Source organism: Pseudarthrobacter sulfonivorans (genome assembly GCF_014712225.1).
Classification (GTDB): domain Bacteria; phylum Actinomycetota; class Actinomycetes; order Actinomycetales; family Micrococcaceae; genus Arthrobacter; species Arthrobacter sulfonivorans.
Genome location: NZ_JACXBW010000003.1, coordinates 1 through 19,424, shown reverse-complemented (window position 1 = coordinate 19,424; position 19,424 = coordinate 1). Strand labels below are relative to the sequence as shown.

Annotated in this window: 20 protein-coding genes, 1 tRNA gene and 1 other RNA gene; 7 read left to right on the top strand and 15 right to left on the bottom strand. The window is 64.8% G+C overall.

Annotation, left to right across the window (positions count from 1 at the left end; all coding sequences use genetic code 11):
• Positions 1-154 precede the first annotated feature (154 nt).
• Positions 155-540: RNase P RNA component class A (gene rnpB, locus IAQ70_RS04445), an RNA gene on the bottom strand.
• A 131-nt stretch (positions 541-671) separates the two neighbouring features.
• On the opposite strand from rnpB, the gene IAQ70_RS04440 reads away from it, so the two are divergent.
• Together IAQ70_RS04440 and IAQ70_RS04435 are read left to right on the top strand one after the other, a co-directional pair.
• The gene (locus IAQ70_RS04440) at positions 672-1,499 is read left to right on the top strand and encodes a slipin family protein (RefSeq protein ID WP_190988127.1); all 828 of its coding nucleotides are present in this window, start codon (positions 672-674) and stop codon (positions 1,497-1,499) included.
• A gap of 62 nt (positions 1,500-1,561) precedes the next feature.
• A complete protein-coding gene (locus IAQ70_RS04435) occupies positions 1,562-2,326 on the top strand; it encodes a YaaA family protein (protein ID WP_190988126.1) in 765 nt (254 codons plus the stop codon).
• 61 nt (positions 2,327-2,387) lie between these two features.
• Here the strand turns inward: IAQ70_RS04435 and IAQ70_RS04430 are convergent, their stop codons facing one another.
• Both IAQ70_RS04430 and IAQ70_RS04425 read right to left on the bottom strand, forming a co-directional pair.
• Positions 2,388-3,143 carry a zinc ribbon domain-containing protein gene (locus IAQ70_RS04430; protein WP_190988125.1) on the bottom strand — a complete coding sequence of 252 codons (756 nt, stop codon included), beginning with the start codon at positions 3,141-3,143 and terminating at the stop codon, positions 2,388-2,390.
• Positions 3,144-3,205: 62 nt separating this feature from the next.
• Positions 3,206-4,129, bottom strand: a complete 924-nt coding sequence (locus IAQ70_RS04425; protein ID WP_190988124.1) for a Nif3-like dinuclear metal center hexameric protein — start codon at positions 4,127-4,129, stop codon at positions 3,206-3,208.
• Between the two features lie 99 nt (positions 4,130-4,228).
• Between IAQ70_RS04425 and msrA the strand changes: the two genes are divergently transcribed.
• The 3 genes from msrA (at position 4,229) to epsC (ending at position 6,378) form a co-directional block, all read left to right on the top strand.
• Positions 4,229-4,753: a peptide-methionine (S)-S-oxide reductase MsrA gene (gene msrA / locus IAQ70_RS04420; RefSeq protein ID WP_190988123.1), complete on the top strand. Its 525-nt coding sequence runs from the start codon at positions 4,229-4,231 to the stop codon at positions 4,751-4,753.
• Between the two features lie 65 nt (positions 4,754-4,818).
• On the top strand, positions 4,819-5,754 hold the full coding sequence (gene cysK / locus IAQ70_RS04415; protein ID WP_190988122.1) for a cysteine synthase A: 936 nt from the start codon (positions 4,819-4,821) through the stop codon (positions 5,752-5,754).
• A 39-nt stretch (positions 5,755-5,793) separates the two neighbouring features.
• Positions 5,794-6,378 carry a serine O-acetyltransferase EpsC gene (epsC, locus tag IAQ70_RS04410; RefSeq protein WP_190988121.1) on the top strand — a complete coding sequence of 195 codons (585 nt, stop codon included), beginning with the start codon at positions 5,794-5,796 and terminating at the stop codon, positions 6,376-6,378.
• 3 nt (positions 6,379-6,381) lie between these two features.
• Here epsC and IAQ70_RS04405 read toward each other — a convergent pair whose 3' ends face one another.
• Positions 6,382-7,239 (bottom strand): oxidoreductase, encoded by an 858-nt coding sequence (locus tag IAQ70_RS04405; RefSeq protein ID WP_190988120.1) that lies wholly within the window; start codon positions 7,237-7,239, stop codon positions 6,382-6,384.
• A 112-nt stretch (positions 7,240-7,351) separates the two neighbouring features.
• Positions 7,352-8,788: an NADP-dependent phosphogluconate dehydrogenase gene (gndA, locus tag IAQ70_RS04400; protein WP_190988119.1), complete on the bottom strand. Its 1,437-nt coding sequence runs from the start codon at positions 8,786-8,788 to the stop codon at positions 7,352-7,354.
• A gap of 174 nt (positions 8,789-8,962) precedes the next feature.
• Between gndA and IAQ70_RS04395 the strand changes: the two genes are divergently transcribed.
• A complete protein-coding gene (locus IAQ70_RS04395; protein ID WP_190988118.1) occupies positions 8,963-9,691 on the top strand; it encodes a FadR/GntR family transcriptional regulator in 729 nt (242 codons plus the stop codon).
• Positions 9,692-9,735: 44 nt separating this feature from the next.
• On the opposite strand, the gene IAQ70_RS04390 is transcribed toward IAQ70_RS04395, so the two are convergent.
• Genes IAQ70_RS04390 through IAQ70_RS04380 form a run of 3 tightly spaced genes read right to left on the bottom strand, consistent with a single transcriptional unit; the run spans position 9,736 to position 12,538 of the window.
• Positions 9,736-10,785 (bottom strand): L-idonate 5-dehydrogenase, encoded by a 1,050-nt coding sequence (locus IAQ70_RS04390; protein WP_223858966.1) that lies wholly within the window; start codon positions 10,783-10,785, stop codon positions 9,736-9,738.
• Between the two features lie 41 nt (positions 10,786-10,826).
• Positions 10,827-11,597: an SDR family oxidoreductase gene (locus IAQ70_RS04385; protein WP_190988116.1), complete on the bottom strand. Its 771-nt coding sequence runs from the start codon at positions 11,595-11,597 to the stop codon at positions 10,827-10,829.
• A complete protein-coding gene (locus IAQ70_RS04380) occupies positions 11,594-12,538 on the bottom strand; it encodes an NAD(P)-dependent oxidoreductase (RefSeq protein ID WP_190988115.1) in 945 nt (314 codons plus the stop codon). Before IAQ70_RS04380 ends, IAQ70_RS04385 begins: the two co-directional genes overlap by 4 nt.
• Positions 12,539-12,610: 72 nt before the next feature.
• Between IAQ70_RS04380 and IAQ70_RS04375 the strand changes: the two genes are divergently transcribed.
• Positions 12,611-13,675, top strand: a complete 1,065-nt coding sequence (locus IAQ70_RS04375; protein ID WP_190988114.1) for a D-2-hydroxyacid dehydrogenase — start codon at positions 12,611-12,613, stop codon at positions 13,673-13,675.
• 270 nt (positions 13,676-13,945) lie between these two features.
• On the opposite strand, the gene IAQ70_RS04370 is transcribed toward IAQ70_RS04375, so the two are convergent.
• From IAQ70_RS04370 to IAQ70_RS04340, 7 genes are all read right to left on the bottom strand, one after another.
• Complete coding sequence (locus IAQ70_RS04370) at positions 13,946-15,295, bottom strand: MFS transporter (RefSeq protein ID WP_190988113.1); 1,350 nt, start codon at positions 15,293-15,295, stop codon at positions 13,946-13,948.
• Between the two features lie 176 nt (positions 15,296-15,471).
• A complete protein-coding gene (locus IAQ70_RS04365) occupies positions 15,472-16,269 on the bottom strand; it encodes an IclR family transcriptional regulator (RefSeq protein WP_190988112.1) in 798 nt (265 codons plus the stop codon).
• 257 nt (positions 16,270-16,526) lie between these two features.
• Positions 16,527-16,817: a hypothetical protein gene (locus IAQ70_RS04360; RefSeq protein WP_190988111.1), complete on the bottom strand. Its 291-nt coding sequence runs from the start codon at positions 16,815-16,817 to the stop codon at positions 16,527-16,529.
• 125 nt (positions 16,818-16,942) lie between these two features.
• Positions 16,943-17,018, bottom strand: a tRNA-Val gene (locus IAQ70_RS04355).
• Between the two features lie 136 nt (positions 17,019-17,154).
• Complete coding sequence (locus IAQ70_RS04350; protein ID WP_190988110.1) at positions 17,155-18,081, bottom strand: NAD-dependent protein deacetylase; 927 nt, start codon at positions 18,079-18,081, stop codon at positions 17,155-17,157.
• Positions 18,082-18,087: 6 nt separating this feature from the next.
• Complete coding sequence (locus IAQ70_RS04345) at positions 18,088-18,582, bottom strand: peroxiredoxin (RefSeq protein WP_190988109.1); 495 nt, start codon at positions 18,580-18,582, stop codon at positions 18,088-18,090.
• Positions 18,579-18,998 (bottom strand): DUF3052 domain-containing protein, encoded by a 420-nt coding sequence (locus IAQ70_RS04340; protein WP_190988108.1) that lies wholly within the window; start codon positions 18,996-18,998, stop codon positions 18,579-18,581. Before IAQ70_RS04340 ends, IAQ70_RS04345 begins: the two co-directional genes overlap by 4 nt.
• Positions 18,999-19,424 lie beyond the last annotated feature (426 nt).

Genomic DNA, 19,424 nt, shown 5'->3' with positions numbered 1-19,424 from the left:
GTGCCGTGGAGAAGCGCAAAGAAAAACCACCGGCTGCGAACGCAGACCCGGTGGCAGAACTTCTACGTTCGCTCTCTATTCTAGGCTGGGGGCGCGGCCCGGACAGCCTCCGGCGACGTGAAGTCACTCACACGCCCTGCCGGTTGAAATTAGTGGGATGGGTTGACCGATACGCCGGGTTCTGTGCTCCCGTGCCGTTGCCAGCGCGGGAGTAGCGGCCATCCATCTACGAACGCCGTTGCCGACGCCCTCCAGCGGCCTACCCGGGCACTCGGGCGGGCTGCCCTCAAACGTGCCCTGTCTGGCCTTGCTCCGGGTGGGGTTTACCTAGCCTTCCCGGTCACCCGGGAAGCTGGTGGTCTCTTACACCACCGTTTCACCCTTACCTGCTGCTTTCCGAAAGCGGAAAGCGCAGGCGGTCTGTTCTCTGTGGCACTGGCCTGCGGGTTACCCCGAGTGGGCGTTACCCACCACCCTGCCCTGCGGAGCCCGGACGTTCCTCGAGCCACTTGCGTGACGCGCGGCCGCCTGGTCAACCCATCCGGAACCCAGTCTACCGGGGAAGGAGGCACCGCCGTCGCCGGATCCTTTCCGGGCCCCGGATGGGACAATGGAAATAGGAACCGGCCGCTGGTGACGGCACGGAACCGTCCAGACCGGGAAGTGATCGTATGGACCTCACTGCCGTTGTTGTGCTTCTCCTCGTCCTCCTTGTGCTGGCCATCCTCGCCAGGATGTCCGTCAGGATTGTGCGCCAGTACGAGCAGGGTGTCCTGTTCCGGCTGGGCCGGGTGGCCGGGGTCCGGATGCCGGGCCTGCGCTTCATCATTCCTGTGGTTGACAGGCTTCCGCTGGTCAGCCTGCGGATCGTGACCATGCCGATCCAGTCACAGGGAATCATCACCCAGGACAACGTCAGCGTGGACATCTCTGCGGTGGCCTACTACCGCGTTGTGGACGCCGTGAAGTCAGTAGTGGCCATCGAAAACGTCGCGGCGGCGATCAACCAGATCGCCCAGACCACCCTCCGGAAGGTGGTCGGCAGGCACAGCCTGGACCAGACGCTGTCAGAGACCGAGCGCATCAACAGCGATATCCGGGAGATCCTGGACGCGCTCACCCTCGCATGGGGCGTGGAGGTGACCCTCGTCGAGCTGAAGGATATCCAGCTCCCCGAAGGGATGAAACGGGCGATGGCGCGGCAGGCCGAGGCCGAGCGTGAGAAGAGGGCCAAGATTATCGCCGCTGAAGGCGAATCCATCGCGGCCACCGCCCTCGGGGACGCCTCGGACACCATGATGGCCCACCCGTTGGCCCTGCAGCTGCGGAACCTGCAGTCCCTCGTGGAAATCGGCGTGGACAAGAACACCACGGTGGTGTTCCCCGCCCCCTTAATGAGCACCATCGGAGAGCTCTCCGCATTCCTCGCACGCGAAAACCTGGCGGCGCAGGCCCACAATGCCGGGGCTGCATCCGCCACTCCCATCAAGGCTGCCTAGAGGCCGCGCCCCCTGTGAGCGCGCGATCAGGGAGGCCTCGCCGTCGCCGGTAGGATCGTACGGTGCTGATTCTGCTTCCCCCCTCCGAAGGCAAGACCCCCGCAGCCCGCGGATCCGCCGTCGACTGGCCCGCCCTGAGCTTTCCGGCACTCAACACGTACCGGGCGAAAGTCCTCGAAGCCCTGGGCACAGTCAGCGCGCACGAGGACGCCCTCGCTTTGCTGGGCGTCGGCGCCTCACTCAAGGACGACGTCGAACGCAACACCCGGCTCCACGCCGAACCGGCGGCGCCTGCCCACCAAATCTATTCGGGCGTTCTGTACGACGCGCTCGGTTACAAAACCCTGACGCCGACGCAGCGCCGCAAAGCGGATGCATCGGTGCTGGTGGTTTCCGCGCTGTGGGGCGCCATCCGCTTCGCAGACCGGGTGCCCGCGTACCGCCTGTCGATGGGAACTGCACTGCCCGACGTCGGCCGCCTCGCCTCTTTCTGGAAGCCGCAGCTTTCGGAGGCGCTCGCTGAGGCGGCTGCCGGGCACCTGCTGGTGGACTGCCGCTCCAGCACCTACGCCGCGGCGTGGGCGCCCGAGCCGGCGCAAACTGTGTCGGTTAACGTGTTCACCGAGGTGAACGGCGTGCGCAAGGTGGTGAGCCACTTCGCGAAACATACCCGCGGTGAGCTGGCACGGCACCTGTTGTCCCGCCGCGGCAACGCCCCGCAGACCCCGGCTCAGCTGCTCAAAGCCACGCGCGAAAAGTGGGATGCCGAGCTGGTGGACGGTTCAGAGCGGAAACCCCACGCCCTGAACATCATCCTCCCCAACTAAGTAACAGCAGATGTCGTTATGAGCGCCCATAAAGACATCTGCTGCTACCTACATCGGGTTGCTAGGCAGTTGGGGCAGCCGTGTTCCACTCGGCAGAACGCACCAGGATGGCGCCGGAGTCCGGGCAGAACACAATGTCGTCCTCGGCGGCGGCCTTGATTTCGGCGAGGTCGCCGGGGCTGAGCTTCATCCCCGACGCCTCAGACGTGCCGTGGAAAAGCCGGGCTGCGCCCACGCCGCGCCTGGCGAGGGTCTTTTCATAAAGTGCCAGCATCCCGGCGTCGAGGCCGGCGGCGAATTCGTCCCGCTGGCCCCGAACAACGTTCTCTTCAGCATCCACTTCAGCCAGCGCTGCATCGAGTTCCGCACGAATGCCGCTAAAAGAGCCCTGGATGTTGTCAACAATCTGCTGCTGGGCGGCCTGCCGGGCCCGAAGGGAGTCGAGGCGTTCCAACACTTCGAGCTCCACGTCCTCAAGGTCTGAGCGGCGCTTGTTGAGCGACGCGATGTCCTTCTGCAGCGCCACGAGGTCCTTCGACAGCCCCGTTCCGCTGTTGAGCCGGGCCTCGTCCCGTTCTATCCGGTTGGCGACCTGCTCGACGTCGGCCTCCGCCCGCTTCAGCTCGGCCTCGGCGTCGTGGACAGCCACCTTGGCGCCGCCCAGTTCACCGTTGGCGACCGAGAGTGCAGCCTGGAGGTCGGTGATCCGCGGATCAGCGTTGAGGGTGCGGCGGCGGTTCGACAGCGATTTGAGCTTTGCGTCCAGCCCCTGCAGTTCGAGCAACTTCAACTGTTCCGCCGGTGCTGCCTTAGCCAACTGCTACCTCCGCTTAATTCCTGCCGGCCGGAACCGGGCACCCGATCGGCGCTCCCTAGACTCTAGCGCCCGCCGGGAGTCAGAATGAAGTCCCACGGGTCGCTGTTGGTGTTGCTGACGCGGATCTCCACGTCGTGGCCCTGGTCAGCGAGCACGTTGCCCAGTGCCGAGGCGGCCGCCGGCAGCCAGAGCCATTCGCTGGCGAAATGTGACACGTCAATGAGATAAGGCCTGCCGTTTGCCGCGGACTCCCGCGCTTCGGACGCGGGATGGTGCCGGAGGTCGGCGGTGACGTACACATCGGCACTGCTGGCCCGCACTTCGTCGAACAGCGAGTCTCCGGCGCCACCGCAAACCGCAATGCGCCGTACCAGGCCGTCCTTGTCGCCGGCAACGCGGACTCCCCCGGCTACGGACGGCAGGATGCCGAAAACGCGCGCGGCGAAGTCGCCCAGGCTCATGACCTCGGCGAGATCGCCCACGCGGCCAATGCCTTCTTCAGGGAGCCCGTTCGCGGCGACCGTCAGCGGCGCAACATCCTCCAGTCCCAGCGCATCGGCCAGGACATCAGAAACGCCACCGACCGCGGAATCGCCGTTGGTGTGGACGGTCAGTAACGCCGTACCTGACTCGATGAGCCGGTGGATTGCCTGACCCTTGGCGGTGGTGGCAGCCACCGACGTGACCCCCTTAAGCAGCAAGGGATGGTGCGTAATCAGCAGCTCGGCACCCCATTCCACGGCCTCGTCTATTACCGCCAGCGTGGGGTCCACTGCGAACATCACCCGGGTCACGGATGCGGACGGGTGGCCTGCCACCAGACCCACTTCATCCCAGTTTTCGGCCAGGGACTCGGGCCAGAGTTCCTCGACGGCGAGCAGGACCTGGCCCAGGGTGGGGGCAGCCGGGACTTCCGCCTCAGTGTTGTCCCCGGAGCCGGTGCCGTCCCCGACCGCATCTGTAACGCCGGTGTCTGCAGATTCCATAGACTCAGTTTTACCCCATCACGCCGTTTGGCCCGCACGTGCCACAGCCTCGTAGGGTAGTCAGGGAATCATCCGGGACTCTCAACCATTGAAGAGGTCATGAAAACTTTTGTTCTTGGCGGAGGCTGCTTCTGGTGCCTGGACGCTGTCTACCAAAAAACCAAGGGCGTCACATCAGTGGTCTCGGGGTATACCGGTGGCCACGATCCGCAGCCTGACTATTACTCGGTGTGCAGCGGAACCACAGGCCATGCCGAGGTTGTGGCAGTGACCTTCGATGAGGCCGTCATTCCGCCGGAAATCATCCTGGACATGTTCTTCGCACTGCACGATCCCACCACGCTCAACCGCCAGGGCTATGACGTAGGTACGCAATACCGGTCGTCGATGTTCTATGAAACCACCGAGGAAAAGATTCTCTTCGAGGAAGCCATTGACCGTAACCAGGCGCTGTGGTCCCACCAGATCGTCACCGAAGTCAGCCGGCTCCCGCGCTTCCATGTCGCTGAGGACTTCCACCAGGACTACTACGCAAAGTACCCGGAGCAGGGCTACTGCCAGGTGATCATCAACCCCAAGCTGGCGAAGGCCCGCAAATATTACTCTGCATGGCTTAATGCTTAGCAGCGGCCGCAGGCCGTCGTTAGGCTGACCTCAGTATTCATCCTTCTTGAGATAGGCGTATGTACATGGCACGGATCTATGACGATGTAACGCAGCTGGTCGGCGGCACCCCGCTGGTCCGACTGAACCGGCTGAGCGAAGGCCTGGACGCCACTGTGGCGGTCAAGCTCGAGTTCTACAACCCGGCCAACAGCGTCAAGGACCGCATCGGTGTGGCAATCGTGGACGCCGCTGAGAAGTCAGGCGCCCTCAAGCCCGGCGGCACCATTGTTGAAGGCACATCAGGCAACACGGGCATCGCCCTCGCCATGGTGGGCGCAGCCCGCGGCTACAAGGTCATCCTGACCATGCCCGAAACCATGTCCACCGAGCGTCGCGTGATGCTCCGTGCGTTCGGTGCCGAGATTGTGCTGACCCCCGGTTCCGAGGGCATGCGCGGCGCCGTGGAGAAGGCCCAGGAAATCGTGGCCAACACCGAGAACGCCATCTGGGCGCAGCAGTTCGCCAACGAGGCAAACCCCCAGATCCACCGCGAAACCACGGCTGAGGAAATCTGGTCCGACACCGACGGCAAGGTAGACATCTTCGTCTCCGGCATCGGCACCGGCGGAACCATCACCGGCGTCGGCCAGGTCCTGAAGGAGCGCAAGCCCGGGGTCCAGATCGTGGCCGTGGAACCGAAGGATTCCGCCATCCTCAACGGCGGCGCCCCGGGCCCGCACAAGATCCAGGGCCTGGGCGCCAACTTCATCCCGGAACTGCTGGACACCAACGTCTACGATGAGGTCCTGGACGCCACTCTCGAAGATTCCGTGCGGGTGGCACGCGATCTCGGCATCAAGGAAGGCATCCTCGGCGGCATCTCCTCGGGCGCCATCGTCTGGGGCGCACTGGAACTTGCCAAGCGCCCGGAGAACGCCGGCAAGCTGATCGTCGCAGTTGTGTGCGACTTCGGCGAGCGTTACATCTCCACCGTGCTCTATGACGACATCCGCGGCTGATCCAGCCGTTGTCGCCCCGTTTCCTGTAGAAAGAACTTTGTGGGCTTTTTCGCAAGACTGAAGGAAGACCTCGACGCCGCCCGGTCCCACGACCCGGCGGCTCGAGGTTCTTTTGAGAACTTTTTCGCCTATTCAGGGCTCCATGCCATCTGGATCCACCGGCTGACGCACCGCCTGTGGCAGGTCCCGGGGCTGCGTTTCCCCGCGCGGCTGGTATCCCAGCTGGGCCGTTTCCTGACCGGAATTGAGATCCATCCGGGCGCCACAATCGGCCGCCGTTTCTTCATCGACCATGGCATGGGCGTGGTTATCGGGGAGACCGCGGAGATTGGCGAAGACGTGATGATTTACCACGGTGTGACGCTCGGTGGACGGTCGCTGGCCAAGGTCAAGCGTCACCCCACCATTGAGGACCGCGTCACCATTGGCGCCGGCGCCAAAATCCTGGGGCCCATCACCATCGGCCGGGACAGCGCGGTAGGGGCCAACGCCGTGGTGGTCAAGGACGCGCCGCCTGAATCGATCGTCACCGGAGTCCCCGCCAAGTGGCGTCACCGGGACGCGCAGCGCGAAACCAAACCCGCCGTGGACCCCGCCGAGTACGACATCGAATACCGGATCTGACGCCTAATTCCGACCTCCGGCTGCTGTCCCTCCGGCCACCCGCTTGAGCACCAGCATCACCAGGGGGTCGAAAAGCCGGTCGGGCAGTAGCCGCCTCAGCGTCAGGATGGCACGCGCCCCGTTGCCAACCGGGTATCGGCTCCGGGGCCGTGCCGAGGAGGCCGCGTGCAGCACCGCAGCGGCGATAACCCCGGGCTGGGTCGAGGTTTCGGCCCGGTCCGTGGACCCCAGGGCGCCCGCCATCAGCTGCGCCTGGGACGCGTACGGTCCCGTGCCGCTGGTCTCACGCAGCCCCTGGGCGGCGACATGTCCCCACTCGGAGATGGTGCTGGCGGGCTCAATGATCGACACACTGATTCCGTGCGGCTTCAGCTCCAGCCGCAGCGAGTCACTGAGGCCCTCCACGGCGAACTTCGAGGCGTGGTACCAGGCCCCAAGCGGCTCATAGAATTTTCCGCCGATGGACGAAATGTTGATGATCCTCCCCCGGCCCGCCTGCCGCATGGCAGGCAGGACCAGCTGCGTCATCCTGGCCAGCCCGAAGACATTCACGTCAAACTGGCGCCGGCCTTCGGCCAGGTCCACTTCTTCCAGCGCCCCGAACGACCCGTAGCCGGCGTTGTTGACCAGGACATCTATGCGTCCCCGCTCCGCCAGGACGCGTCCGACGGCGGCACTCATCGAGTCCTCGTCCGTCACGTCCAGTGCCAGGACCTGGATGCCGAGCGCTGCCAGCGGCTCCATCCTGGCGATCCGGCGGGCTCCCGCATACACCAGGAAGCCGTGGCCGCTGAGTGCTTTGGCCGCCTCGAACCCAATTCCGGTGGACGCTCCCGTGATGAATGCGACTGGCTTGGGCACCTGGGACTCCTTGGCTGGACGGACACCGCGCTTGCCGGAAAACACCAACGGCCGGCAGCTCCCAGAATATCCTCGGAAGTGCCGGCCGCAGGGTGATGCAGTAGGTGGCGGGTTAGTGCGTGTCCACTGCTTCGATTTCAGACTTGTCCTCGCCCCAGAGGGTGTGGAACGTGCCGTCGGAGTCGACGCGGCCGTAGGTGTGGGCACCGAAGAGGTCGCGCTGGCCCTGGATCAGGGCCGCCGCCACGCGCTTGCGGCGCAGGCCATCGTAGTACGCGAGCGAGGAGGAGAACACCGGCACCGGGATGCCCAGCTGGACAGCCGTGGCCACCACTCGGCGCCAGGCCGGCAGCGCTTCCGCAATGGCCTGGGTGAAGGCCGGAGCGAAGAGCAGGTTTGCGGGCTTCTCTTCAGCGGCGTAGGCCTTGGTGATGTCCTTGAGCAGCTCGGCGCGGATGATGCAGCCGGCCCGCCACAGGGAGGCGATTTCGTCCAGCTTGAGATCCCAGCCGTATTCCTTGGCGGAGGAGGTCAGCATGTCCAGGCCCTGTGCGTAGGAAACAAGCTTGGAGGCGTACAGTGCCTGGCGGACGTCCTCAACAAAGGTTTCCGGGATTTCGACGGCGGCTTCCCCGCCGGCCAGCAGTTCCTGGCCCAGCTTGCGCTGCTCGGCCTGGGAAGACAGCGCACGCGCGAAGACGGACTCGGCGATGCCGGAAACCGGGGACCCGAGTTCGAGGGCGGAGATGACCGTCCAGCGGCCCGTGCCCTTCTGGCCGGCGGCGTCAACGACGACGTCAACGAACGGCTTGCCGGTCTTGGCGTCTACGTGGCCGAGGACCTCGGCGGAGATTTCGATCAGGAAGGAGGACAGGTCGCCCTTGTTCCATTCGGTGAAAATCTTGGCCTGCTCGGCGGGCTCGATACCGGCACCGGAACGGAGGAGGTCGAAGGCTTCGCCGATGACCTGCATGTCGGCGTATTCGATGCCGTTGTGGACCATCTTGACGAAGTGGCCGGCGCCGTCGGTACCGATCCAGGCGCAGCAGGGCTCGCCGTCCACCTTGGCGGAGATCTTCTCGAGCAGCGGGCCGAGGGCCTTATAGGACTCCTTCGAGCCACCGGGCATGATGGAGGGGCCGTTCAGGGCACCTTCTTCGCCACCGGAAACGCCGACGCCCACGAAGTGGAGGTCCTTTTTGGCCAGTGCGGCTTCGCGGCGGCGGGTGTCCTCGTAGTGCGAGTTGCCGGCGTCGATGATGATGTCGCCGGCTTCCAGCAGCGGTTCAAGCTGCTCGATGACGGAGTCCACCGGCTTGCCAGCCTTGACCATGATCAGGACGCGGCGGGGCTTCTCCAGGGAGTCGACCAGCTCCTGCAGCGTTTCGGTGCGGATGAAGTCGCCGTCCGTGCCGTGCTTTTCGAGCAGTGCGTCGGTCTTTTCCACGGACCTGTTGTGCAGGGCAACCGTAAAACCGTTGCGGGCCAGGTTGCGGGCCAGGTTGGCTCCCATCACCGCAAGGCCGGTGACACCGATGTGTGCTGACATCAAAAACTCCAATTCATTGTGTGCAATGGACGTGCAGAGGGCTCCGCGTTTGCTGCGAAGCACACGCTCACGAACCGATGGATCCGATTAAAGCATATATATTCCAGACGCTGAGGGGAAGTGGCGCCCGCCTTGTGGAACCCCGCAGGTCAATCCGCGTCTAGGCTTGACACCATGTCGACCAGCCTCCACCACCGTGCCATTGAGAATGTTGGCACCCGCATCATCACCGGAGACCTCCCCACTGGCCACGTTATGCTGGCCGAGCAGTTGGAGGAAGAGCTGAAGGTCTCCCGTTCCGTGGTCCGTGAAGCTGTGCGTGTTCTGCAGTCGCTGGGCCTCGTGGAGACCATTAAGCGCGTGGGCATCCGCGTCCTGCCGCCCAGCCGCTGGAATCCCTTTGATCCGCAGGTGATCCGCTGGCGGCTCTCCAGCGACGGCCGCGGCGCTCAGCTGCGGTCGCTGATCGAACTGCGGTCCGCCGTCGAGCCTGCAGCCGCAGAGCTCGCCGCGAAAAACGCCCCGGCGCAGCTGCGTACTGAACTTGTGGACATTGCCCACGCAATGCGCGACGCCGGCCACAACGGGCAGGCGCAGAAGTTCCTGGAGCTGGACATCGCCTTTCACTCGGTACTGCTTTCCGGCTCGGGCAACGAAATGTTCGCCAACCTGATGGGCCAGGTGGCCGAGACCCTCACCGGCCGCACGGTCCATGGCCTAATGCCGGAGCACCCCCATGAGGGCGCGCTGCAGTGGCATGTTGATCTGGCCGAGGCCGTGGCAGCGGGCGATGCGGCGGCGGCCCGCAGTGCCTCCGAACAGATCATGCGCCGCACCACGTCCAGGCTTTCGGGAACCTGGACTGATCAGCCCCGCGTGTTTATTCCGGTCCGCCGGACTTGAATGGTCTGCCGGCACTGACATCCCGCCGGGACGTTTTCGGGGCTTTATTCGGGCCGGAAGTTGAGGAGGACTTTGCCGGATTCGGCGGAGTTTTTGGCGGTGGCGAAGGCTTCGAGTCCCTGGCTGAGCGGGTATTCGTGGGTGATGACGGGGCCGATGTGCAGCGTGCCGTCGGCGAGGGCGGTGATGACGTCATCGATTTCGTTGTTGAAGCGGAAGGAGCCTTTCAGGTTCAGTTCCCGGGTGATGGCCAGCGAGATGAGGACCGGCTGCGGTCCGGTGGGCAGCAGCCCGACCATGACCACGGTCCCGCCGCGGGCCGCACCCTGAATGGCTGAGGCCAGGCCGTGGTGGCTTCCCGAGGATTCGATCACGACGTCGGCCTGCACGGCCGCGATGCCCTCGGCGTCACCGGCCTGCAGGACCTGGTCCGCGCCGACCGCCGCGGCGATCTCCAACGGTTTGGCGTGCATGTCCACCGCGGTGATCCGCGATGCCCCGGCACGTTTGAGGACCGCGATGGCCAGGGCACCGATCGGGCCGGACCCGATCACCAAAGCCGTCTTGCCGGCCACGTCCCCGGCCCGGGCCACCGCGTGCCAGGCCACCGACGCGGGCTCGATCAAAGCGGCCGTGCGCAGGTCCAGGGACCTGGGGAGTTCCCGCAGCATCCGGGCGGGCAGGTTCACGTACCGGGCGAACGCCCCGTCGGTGTGCGGAAACCGGGCCGCGCTGCCCAAATACGTGCAGCCCGGGGACAGGTTGGGCCGGTCCGCCGGATACCTGATGTCCCCGGCACCCGGGCCGGGCGTCGCGGGGTGGACCGCCACCGGGGTGCCCGCCGCGGGCCCGGTGCCGTCCGCAGCGGCCCGGACCACTGTCCCGGAAATCTCATGGCCCAACACCAGGGGGGCCTTCAGGATCGATTCCCCCGCCGCACCGTGCAGCCAGTAATGCAGGTCCGACCCGCAGATCCCGCCATAGGCAACCTCGACGACAGCCTCATCCGGGCCAGGTACGGCCAGCGGCACGTCCTCGATCCGCAAATCCCCCTTACCGTGGGCCACCACGGCCGGACCAGAGACCGGCAGCATCACCTCGTCAGCCACACCCTGTCTCATCACGTTTCCGCCCATCAGACCACCACCGTCATTCCGCCGTCGATAAAGATTGTCTGCCCGTTCACGAAGTCCGACCCGTCCGAGGCCAGCCACACCGCTGGGCCGGCCAGGTCCTGCACGGTCCCCCACCGGGCCGCCGGGGTCCGGCCCAGGATCCAGGAGTTGAACTGCTCATCGTCCACCAGGTTCTGCGTCATCTCCGTGTGGATGTAGCCCGGGGCGATCCCGTTGATCTGCAACCCGGAGGCTGCCCACTCGGCCGTCATCGCCCGGGTCAGGTTCCGCAGCCCGCCTTTTGCCGCCACATACGGGGCGATCGTGGGCCGGGCCAGGTCCGTCTGCACCGAGCAGATGTTAATGATCTTGCCCCTGCCCCGCGGGATCATGTGCCGGGCCGCTTCCCGGCCCACCAGGAACGCGCTGGTCAGGTCCGTTTTGATGACCCGCTCCCAGTCGGCGACGTCCAGCTCCAGCATCGGCACCCGGTGCTGGATCCCGGCGTTATTCACAAGGATCTGCAAAGGCCCCACATGCTCCTCCACCCACGCAATCCCACGGGCGGCCTCGGCATCACTCGTGACATCAAACGCGACACTGTGCACCCGTCCCGGACCGAAATCCGCAGCCAACGCCACCTCAGCCGCCTTCAACCGCTCGGCATTGACCCCGTTCAACACCACCGTCGCACCCGCATCGGCCAGTGCCCGGGCCAGCGCGTTGCCGATCCCCCGGCTCGACCCCGTCACCAGGGCAACCCGCCCCGTCAAATCAAAAAGCCCACTCATGAAGCAGCCGTTCCTTTCGTCGCCGAATCGGCAGTTTGCGCGTCATCGCGGTTGTCGCTCAAATGTGAAATAGCCTGCCGCACCACGGCCAGGTCCTGGTCGCCCAAGCCCTGGCGCTTAAGTTCGGCATAAAGTTCGACGCCGGCACTCGCCATCGGCACTGCAGCGCCGGCCGCCCGGGCTGACTCGAGCACAAAGGAAAGGTCCTTGTGCATGAATTTGGCCGGCCCTGTTGGTGTGTAGTCCTTTTGGACCAGCCGTGGTCCCACGTTTTCGAGCACCCGGCTGCCGGCCAGACCGCCGCCCAGTACGTCAAAGAGTGCCGCCGGATCCATGCCGGAGCGCTCGGCGAGCTCGGCCGCCTCGGCGAGCGCCGCCGTCGTGGTTCCCACGATGAGCTGGTTGCAGGCCTTGGCCAGCGACCCTGAGCCCAGTGGACCCATGTGCCGGACTGTGGTTCCCATCGCCGCAAAGAAGGGCTGAAGCCGCCGGAAGTCTTCGGGCGACCCGCCGGCCATGATGGCCAAGGTGCCGTCGGTTGCCCCCTTGGTTCCGCCGCTGACCGGTGCGTCCACCACCACGGCGCGGCCGTCACTGGCGTCCCGCACCCGGCGGCCAAAGTCCTGGACCCTGGCGGGTGAAACCGAGCTCATCACGACGACCGCCGTACCGGCCGCCGGCGGCGTTTCAGCCCAGCTCGCCAGCAGCCCCGCCGTCGCCTCCTCGATGAAGGAAAGGTCCGGCAGCATAAACGCGATGATCGGGAGATCCCGCAGCGCTGCAACGTCCGGCGCCGCGGCTGCGCCCATCAGCACCAGATCGCGCAAGGGTCCGTCGGAACGGTTCCAGGCGGTGACGTCCCATCCAGCGCTGACAAGGTTCCGTGCCATGGGCAGCCCCATCAGCCCAAGGCCAACAAAACCCGCTCTTTGGTCTTCCATCAATAGCCTCGACTCACATCGTTGTGTGGTTAATGTAGGGAAATCTGTCCAATATCCTAGCCTCTATTCAGTATGATGAACACTATGACGACTCAAACCACCGTCGCGATCGCCGTTCCGCTCGAAGCAGAGCATGTGGACCGCATCCGCGCCGTAGACCCTTCCGTGACCGTTCTCTACGAGCCGGACCTCCTTCCGCCCGAGCGTTTTCCCGCTGACCATTCCGGGGATCCGGACTTCAAGCGGACGCCAGCGCAGGAAGAGCAGTACTGGGACATGCTCAACAAGGCGCAGGTCCTGTACGGCCTGCCCAATGAGAGCCCGGCAGGCCTGGCGCGCATCGCCCGCGAGAACCCGCGGCTCCAGTGGGTTCACGCCATGGCTGCCGGGGCCGGCGGCGCGGTCAAGGCTTCCGGACTTGACCAGGAAACTCTCAGCAAGTTCAAGGTGACCACATCGGCCGGGGTCCACGCCCTGCCGCTCGCAGAATTCGCCGCCCTGGGCATCCTCAATGGCTTCAAGCGCAGCGCGGAGCTGGTCCAAGACCAGGCCGCCAAGGTGTGGCCCGAGCTCCGGACCCCCACCCGACTGGTCAGCGGTTCCACCCTGGTGGTCACCGGCCTGGGTGAGATCGGCCTGGAGACAGCCCGGATCGCCCGCGCCCTGGGCATGAAGGTCAGCGGAACCAAGCGCACGGTGGAACCCATCGAGGGAATCGAACAGGTTGCCGACAACGACGGACTCGCCGGGCTCCTTGCCACTGCCGATGCCGTCGTGAACACCCTGCCTGGCACACCGTTCACGGAGAAGCTGTTCAACCGGGACGTCTTTGCCGCGATGAAGCCCGGAACGGTGTTTGTGAACGTCGGCCGCGGCACCGTGGTGGACGAGGACGCGCTCCTGGAGGCCCTCAACAACGGCCAGGTGTCCTACGCCTGCCTCGACGTCTTCGCAGTTGAACCGCTCCCCCAGGACAGCCCGCTGTGGGAGCACCCCCAGGTCCTCGTGTCACCCCACACGTCCGCGCTCAGTGCGGCAGAAAACCGCCTGATCGCCGAGCGTTTCGCCGGCAACCTCCGCACCTTCCTCGACGGCGGCGACTTGCCCCACCTGGTGGACACGGTCCACTTCTACTGACCGGCACCCCCGCTCACGCGACAGAGCCCCTGCCGGACTCCTGGAAACAGGAATCCGGCAGGGGCTCTTCACGTATCCGGGCCTTTCCGCTGGAGCGCCGGACCTTTCCGCAGACGCGGTGGGCCATACCCTGGAGTGGCGGGCTTTCCGCCGGGGCGCCGGACCATCCCCTGGCGGCCGGGCATCGCTGTTCCGGTTCCCCGAAACACCGAAAGGCGGCCTTCCCGTTCACCGGGAAGGCCGCCTTTCGTCTGCGTACGCGGGCTTTGGCTAGCTGGCATCCTCCACGAGGACCAGGTCGCGGCCGTTAGTCTCGGGGGTGAAGAACGTGGTTCCGAAGGAGATCAGCGCCAGCACCAGCGAGTAGATGGCGGGGACCAGCCAGGAGTGGCCGGTGGCAGCCAGGAGGGCGACGCCGATCATGGGGGCGAAGCCTCCGGCGAGCACGGCTGAGAGTTCGCGGCTCAGGGCCACCCCTGTGAAGCGGTGCTGGGCGCCAAAGAGTTCCGGGAGCAGGGCGCACTGCGGGCCGAGCATGGACTGCACACCCAGGGAGATGCCTACCACCATGACCACCCAGACGAGGGTGACGTTGCCCAGGGTGACCAGGTAGAAGGCCGGCAGGGCGATGATGGCCTGGAAGAGTGCGCCGTAGCGGTAGACCGGGACACGCCCGAAGCGGTCGGACAGCGCTCCGAAGGTGACCACCATGACCGCTGCGAAGCCGGCAGCGATGAGGAGGCCGGTGGGGCCGATGAACTTGTCTCCGGCAAAGACACCGGCGGGCAGGCTGATGAAGGACACCAGGAGCGCGGAGTAGATGGACGAGTTGCCGTTTTCGCCCATGCGGAGGCCGATGCCGATGAGCACGTTCTTCTTCGAGTGCTTCCAGATCTGGCCCACAGGGTTCTTCACCACGGCCTTGTGCTTCTCAAGCTCCTGGAAGACCGGCGTCTCCTTAAGCCGGAGGCGGATGAAGACGGCGATCACAATCAGGATGACGCTCGCCAGGAACGGCACGCGCCACAGCCAGCCCTGCAGGACTTCCTTGTCGGCCAGCGCCATCAGCGCAAAGGTGCCTGCCCCAAGGAGCGTGCCGAGCTGGATGCCGACGAACGGCAAGGCCGCGAAGAAACCACGACGGCGGCGCGGGGCCACCTCCGAAATCAGGGTGGTGGCACCTGCCTGCTCCGCACCTGCGCCCAAACCCTGGAGGATGCGCAGGGCCACCAGCAGAACGGCCCCAAGCATTCCTGCCTGTTCAAAGGTGGGCAGGAGTCCGATGGCGAAGCTTGCCATGCCCATCAGGCCAATGGTCAGGATCAGGACCATCTTCCGGCCGAACCGGTCACCGATGTAGCCGAAAACAACGCCCCCGAACGGACGGGCAGCAAAGCCCACGCCGTATGTGGCGAAGGAAGCGATGACAGCACCGCTTTCCCCGAGGGGCGAGAAGAAGAGCGGCCCGAAAATGAGTGCGGAGGCCAGGCCGTAGATGTAGAAGTCGTAGTACTCCAGGGCGGAGCCTACAGAGCTGGCAAGAGTTGCCCTTCGCAGCTGCTCCGGATCGACGACGGCGCCATCCTCGTCAGCCTGCGGTGATTTAGTACGAGTTGTCACAAGAACTCCCTCAAAAACACTCCAGGCCCCCGTTGGCCTGGTGGGTTAGCGACGACACCTGTTGTGCGGATCACTATACTGAACAGAGTACAGCAAGTTGAACAGGCCGCAAGGGGCATTCTGAATTGTTGCTTCCAACGACCGTCGAAGCCGCAGTAAGCGCGAAGCAGGCCGCCCTAACCCATGGGGTTGCCCAGGGACCGGGCCAGCTCCTTGAGTTCCTTGACCATCTGGGACCCCTGCTCCTCGGTGTAGGTCGCTTTCAGTGCAGTGACGGACAGGCCCAGGCTTGGCCCATGGGCACCGCGGGTGGGCACGGAGACCGCAAGGCACACAACGCCTGTAGTGGATTCCTCATCCTCGAAGGCGTAGCCCTGTTCGCGGATTGTGCGCAGCTGGGCCTTAAGCTCAGCGCCGGTGCGCAGCGACTTGGGGGTGAGGACCGGAAGCTCAGCCGTGTCGGAAAACATCGCGTCAACGTCATGGTCGTGGAGGCGTGCAATAAGGGCCTTGCCCACGGCACACAGCGAGACCGGCATTTTGTCGCCGATGTTGGAGGTCAGCCGGACGGCGGGATGCCCTTCGTAGCGTGCCAGGTAGATGACGTTGGTGCCGTCGAGCATGGCTATCCGCACCGTCTCACCCGAGAGGGTAGGTGCCTGTTCGCAGAACCGGTAGAACTCCTGCACCTCATCAAGCCGGCTCAAGTAGGCGGCGCCGAGTTCCACCAATTTGCGGCCAAGCGTGAATTCGGCGCCCTGACGGCTGATGAGCCGGGCTTCCTCCAGGGCCAGCAACAGGTTGGACGTGGATGACTTCGGGATCCCCAGCTCGCGGGCAAGGTCACTGAGCGTCAGCCGGCCGGTAGCGGAGGCCGCCAAGGCATCCATGACGGCGGCGGCACGGGTGACTGCCGGCGCCGGCGATGCGCTCCCCAGGCCATCGGAGGAGCGGGGGGTGCGGGAATCGGCCATGATTCTCCTTCAATCGGCACGCCGGGAGCGCTTGAGGTGTAGGTTGTTCATTCCACTGAACAGTAACCATCATAATGGCTGCAGGGCTGTCCGGCGGAGAAAAATCGTGGCCGGCCGCAGCGCCCGGCACGTGACGTGGGGCATTTGTTTGTTTCCGGCAGTTCACTGTATATTCATTTCAGACCCTCCACCGCGGCATCCCCCAATAGTCGCGGTGGAGGGTTTTCCAATGCCCCGGAAACGTCAGGGACCGGCACTCAGGCCACATCGGCGGCAGACTCCCGCAACCGCCAGCCGCCGCCGACGCCATCGCGTTCCAGCACCATGGTGGTCAGCGCGGACTGCGGGTTGCGTCCCAGCCTCACCTGGACCTGGAGAACCTCAACATCCACACGGCCCAGACCCTTGGGCATTCGCCGCTGATCCTCCCACCAGCTCACCCGCTCGAACCACCTCACGGCTTCGGCACCCACGGCCCATTCCCTGCCCCCGTCGACCACCGCCGTCGGGATGCCGTCCCGTGACGTCTTAACAACCACATAATCCATAGCGGGAACTCTAGGCCGGGGCACCGACAATAACCGGCGGGGCGCCGGAGCCTCCCGGCTGCAGCCGGGGAAACAAAAAACCCCGCCGTTCCCGACCGTGAAGTCTTGGAACAAACGGGGTTTAGTGGTGGGTCCTACCGGGATCGAACCGATGACATCCACGGTGTAAACGTGGCGCTCTACCAGCTGAGCTAAAGACCCAAATGGTCAGTTTCCGCACTTCAGTGCGTCGACCAACGAACATAAACTCTACCTGATGTGCAGGAGCAAAAGCCAATCCAGGCACGCCGGCCGTGGCTCACGCCTCTGCGCCGGGGATTTGCGTCGGAGTTTTGGTTCAGAGATCGGGAAGTTCGGCGGCAAGCCACGTCAGTGACTCACTAACACCGGTATGGAGCTTGATGGTGGCCTGGGGGTCGCCCCGGGTCTCTCCGCGGTTGATGATCACCACCGGCTTGCCGCCCTTGGCCGCGTGACGTACGAAGCGCAGCCCGCTCATGACCGTCAGTGAAGAACCGGCAACAAGGAGGGCGGCGGCGTCGTCCACCATGGCGTAGGCGGCCTCAACCCGCTCCTTGGGTACGTTCTCGCCGAAATACACAAAATCGGGCTTGAGCGTTCCGCCGCAGGCTGGGCAGGCCGCCACAACAAAGCTGCTGATCAGCGCAGCGTCGTCAACGGTTGCGTCGGCGTCGGGGGCCATTTCCACGAGGCCCGATGTGGTGGCACGCTCCAGGAATTCCGGGTTCAGTTCCGCCAAGACCCCTGCCAGCAGGCGCCTGGTGTAGGTGCGCCTGCACTCCAGGCAGACCACCTGGTCGTAGCGGCCGTGCAGGTCAATGACGTTTGTGCTGCCGGCCTCTTCGTGGAGCCGGTCCACGTTCTGCGTGATGAGGCCGCTCAGCAGCCCCCGCCGCTCGAGTTCCGCCACGGCACGGTGCCCCTGGTTGGGATCCGCATGCCGCAAATGCGACCACCCGATATGGTTCCGCGCCCAGTACCGCTGGCGGTTGGCGGGATCGCGCACAAACTCCTGGTAGGTCATCGGAGAACGTGGCACAGCGTCCGGGCCACGGTAATCAGGAATGCCCGAATCCGTACTCAGCCCGGCGCCGGTCAGCAACGCCAGGCGCTTGCCGGAAAGCAGCGCCCGGACGCTTTCCAACTCCCGCAGATGGTCATCCGCCAGCGCGGCGGGATCAGCAGCGGGAAGGCTGGCAAAGCCCGTCAGGCCTACCCCAACACCCCGCTGCTGCTGGTCCATTCGGCGTCAGGCCCGGTCCAGACCCGCCAGGACATCGCGGTATTCGGAGAGCTCACGGGCCTGCCCGCGCGGATTCACCACGACGTAGCGGATTATTCCGGCAGCATCGATGATGAACGTGCCGCGCTTGGCCATCCCGCTCCCGGGATCGAAGACACCGTACGTGCTTGCCACTGCCCCGTGCGGCCAGAAGTCGGCCAGCAGGTCGAAGCCGTAGGCTTCCTTTTCGGCGTAAGCCCGCAGGCTGAACTTGCTGTCCACTGACACTGCCAGGACGGTGGCCCGGGCATCCTCGAAGACAGCCAGGTTGTCCCGGATTTCGCAGAGTTCGCCAGTGCAGATCCCGGAAAATGCGAAGGGATAAAACACCAGTACAACGTTCTGCCCGCGGAAAGAGGACAGTCTCACGGGCTCCCCGAACTGGTTCGCCAGTTCGAAATCCGGGGCGGACTCCCCCACCGCGGGGACAGGCCCGGCAGCAACGGAAAGCGCTGCCGTCACTTGTTTTTCTTGCTGACCAGCCGGGTTGCGCTCCAGTCCTTGGAGACACCGGCGGACGTTGTGAGGTGCAGGCCCGCAGTAGGAGCCGCTTCCTGGATTTCCGCCGGGGACACGTAGCCCTGCCGTCCGGACTTCGGCGTCAGCACCCAGACGACGCCGCCCTCACTCAGGGTGGTCAGCGAATCCATGAGGGTATCCACCAGATCCCCGTCGCCGTCCCGCCACCAAAAAATGACGGCATCTACAACGTCATGGTCGTCTTCATCCAGGAGCTCGGACCCCGTGAGGTCCTCAATATCATCACGCAAGTCGAAATCGACATCATCGTCGTAACCGAACTCCTGAATCAGATCCCCGCTTTTGAAACCCAATTTTTCCGCCACATTTACCGAAGTGGCGGCGTCGGCCTCGCTCACGTGTTCCTCCAATGCCTAATACATGCAATTCGCATAGTGATTTCCATTACTCCCAAGCCAACACCCTTTGTGCCTGCGCTTCAAGCTGCCAACCCCGCGATCCGCCATATTCTGCGTCACATCCAGGGCCTCCAGCCTGCGTTGCAGCGGCTTTCGTCACACAACCAGTATGACGGCGAAATACAACCGCAGTGCCATGGACGCGGCTACGCATCGCGCTGAAGTCAGAGCTAGAGTGGCTGGTGACAACTATGCCTGCGGGGCGACCGCCTGGAACTGAATGCAGACATAGGCGTGATAGGACCCTGCCCGGCGCACATGACCGGGCTGTTGTAACCGATACGTCGCACACGTCGCAGTCATTCCGGACAGTCACCCTGCCCGGGGTGAGGGCGCCGATGCATGCGCGCAAAGAGAGGTTGGACG

Excerpts from the sequence above, each read along its gene's own strand:
- IAQ70_RS04360 (WP_190988111.1), bottom strand. The coding sequence starts at position 16,817 with ATGGATTATGTGGTTGTTAAGACGTCACGGGACGGCATCCCGACGGCG.
- msrA (WP_190988123.1), top strand. The coding sequence starts at position 4,229 with ATGAAAACTTTTGTTCTTGGCGGAGGCTGCTTCTGGTGCCTGGACGCT.
- cysK (WP_190988122.1), top strand. The coding sequence starts at position 4,819 with ATGGCACGGATCTATGACGATGTAACGCAGCTGGTCGGCGGCACCCCG.
- gndA (WP_190988119.1), bottom strand. The coding sequence starts at position 8,788 with ATGTCAGCACACATCGGTGTCACCGGCCTTGCGGTGATGGGAGCCAAC.
- IAQ70_RS04440 (WP_190988127.1), top strand. The coding sequence starts at position 672 with ATGGACCTCACTGCCGTTGTTGTGCTTCTCCTCGTCCTCCTTGTGCTG.
- IAQ70_RS04365 (WP_190988112.1), bottom strand. The coding sequence starts at position 16,269 with ATGGCCGATTCCCGCACCCCCCGCTCCTCCGATGGCCTGGGGAGCGCA.
- IAQ70_RS04380 (WP_190988115.1), bottom strand. The coding sequence starts at position 12,538 with ATGGAAGACCAAAGAGCGGGTTTTGTTGGCCTTGGGCTGATGGGGCTG.
- IAQ70_RS04395 (WP_190988118.1), top strand. The coding sequence starts at position 8,963 with ATGTCGACCAGCCTCCACCACCGTGCCATTGAGAATGTTGGCACCCGC.
- IAQ70_RS04375 (WP_190988114.1), top strand. The coding sequence starts at position 12,611 with ATGATGAACACTATGACGACTCAAACCACCGTCGCGATCGCCGTTCCG.
- IAQ70_RS04385 (WP_190988116.1), bottom strand. The coding sequence starts at position 11,597 with ATGAGTGGGCTTTTTGATTTGACGGGGCGGGTTGCCCTGGTGACGGGG.
- IAQ70_RS04425 (WP_190988124.1), bottom strand. The coding sequence starts at position 4,129 with ATGGAATCTGCAGACACCGGCGTTACAGATGCGGTCGGGGACGGCACC.
- IAQ70_RS04390 (WP_223858966.1), bottom strand. The coding sequence starts at position 10,785 with ATGCTGCCGGTCTCTGGTCCGGCCGTGGTGGCCCACGGTAAGGGGGAT.
- IAQ70_RS04350 (WP_190988110.1), bottom strand. The coding sequence starts at position 18,081 with ATGGACCAGCAGCAGCGGGGTGTTGGGGTAGGCCTGACGGGCTTTGCC.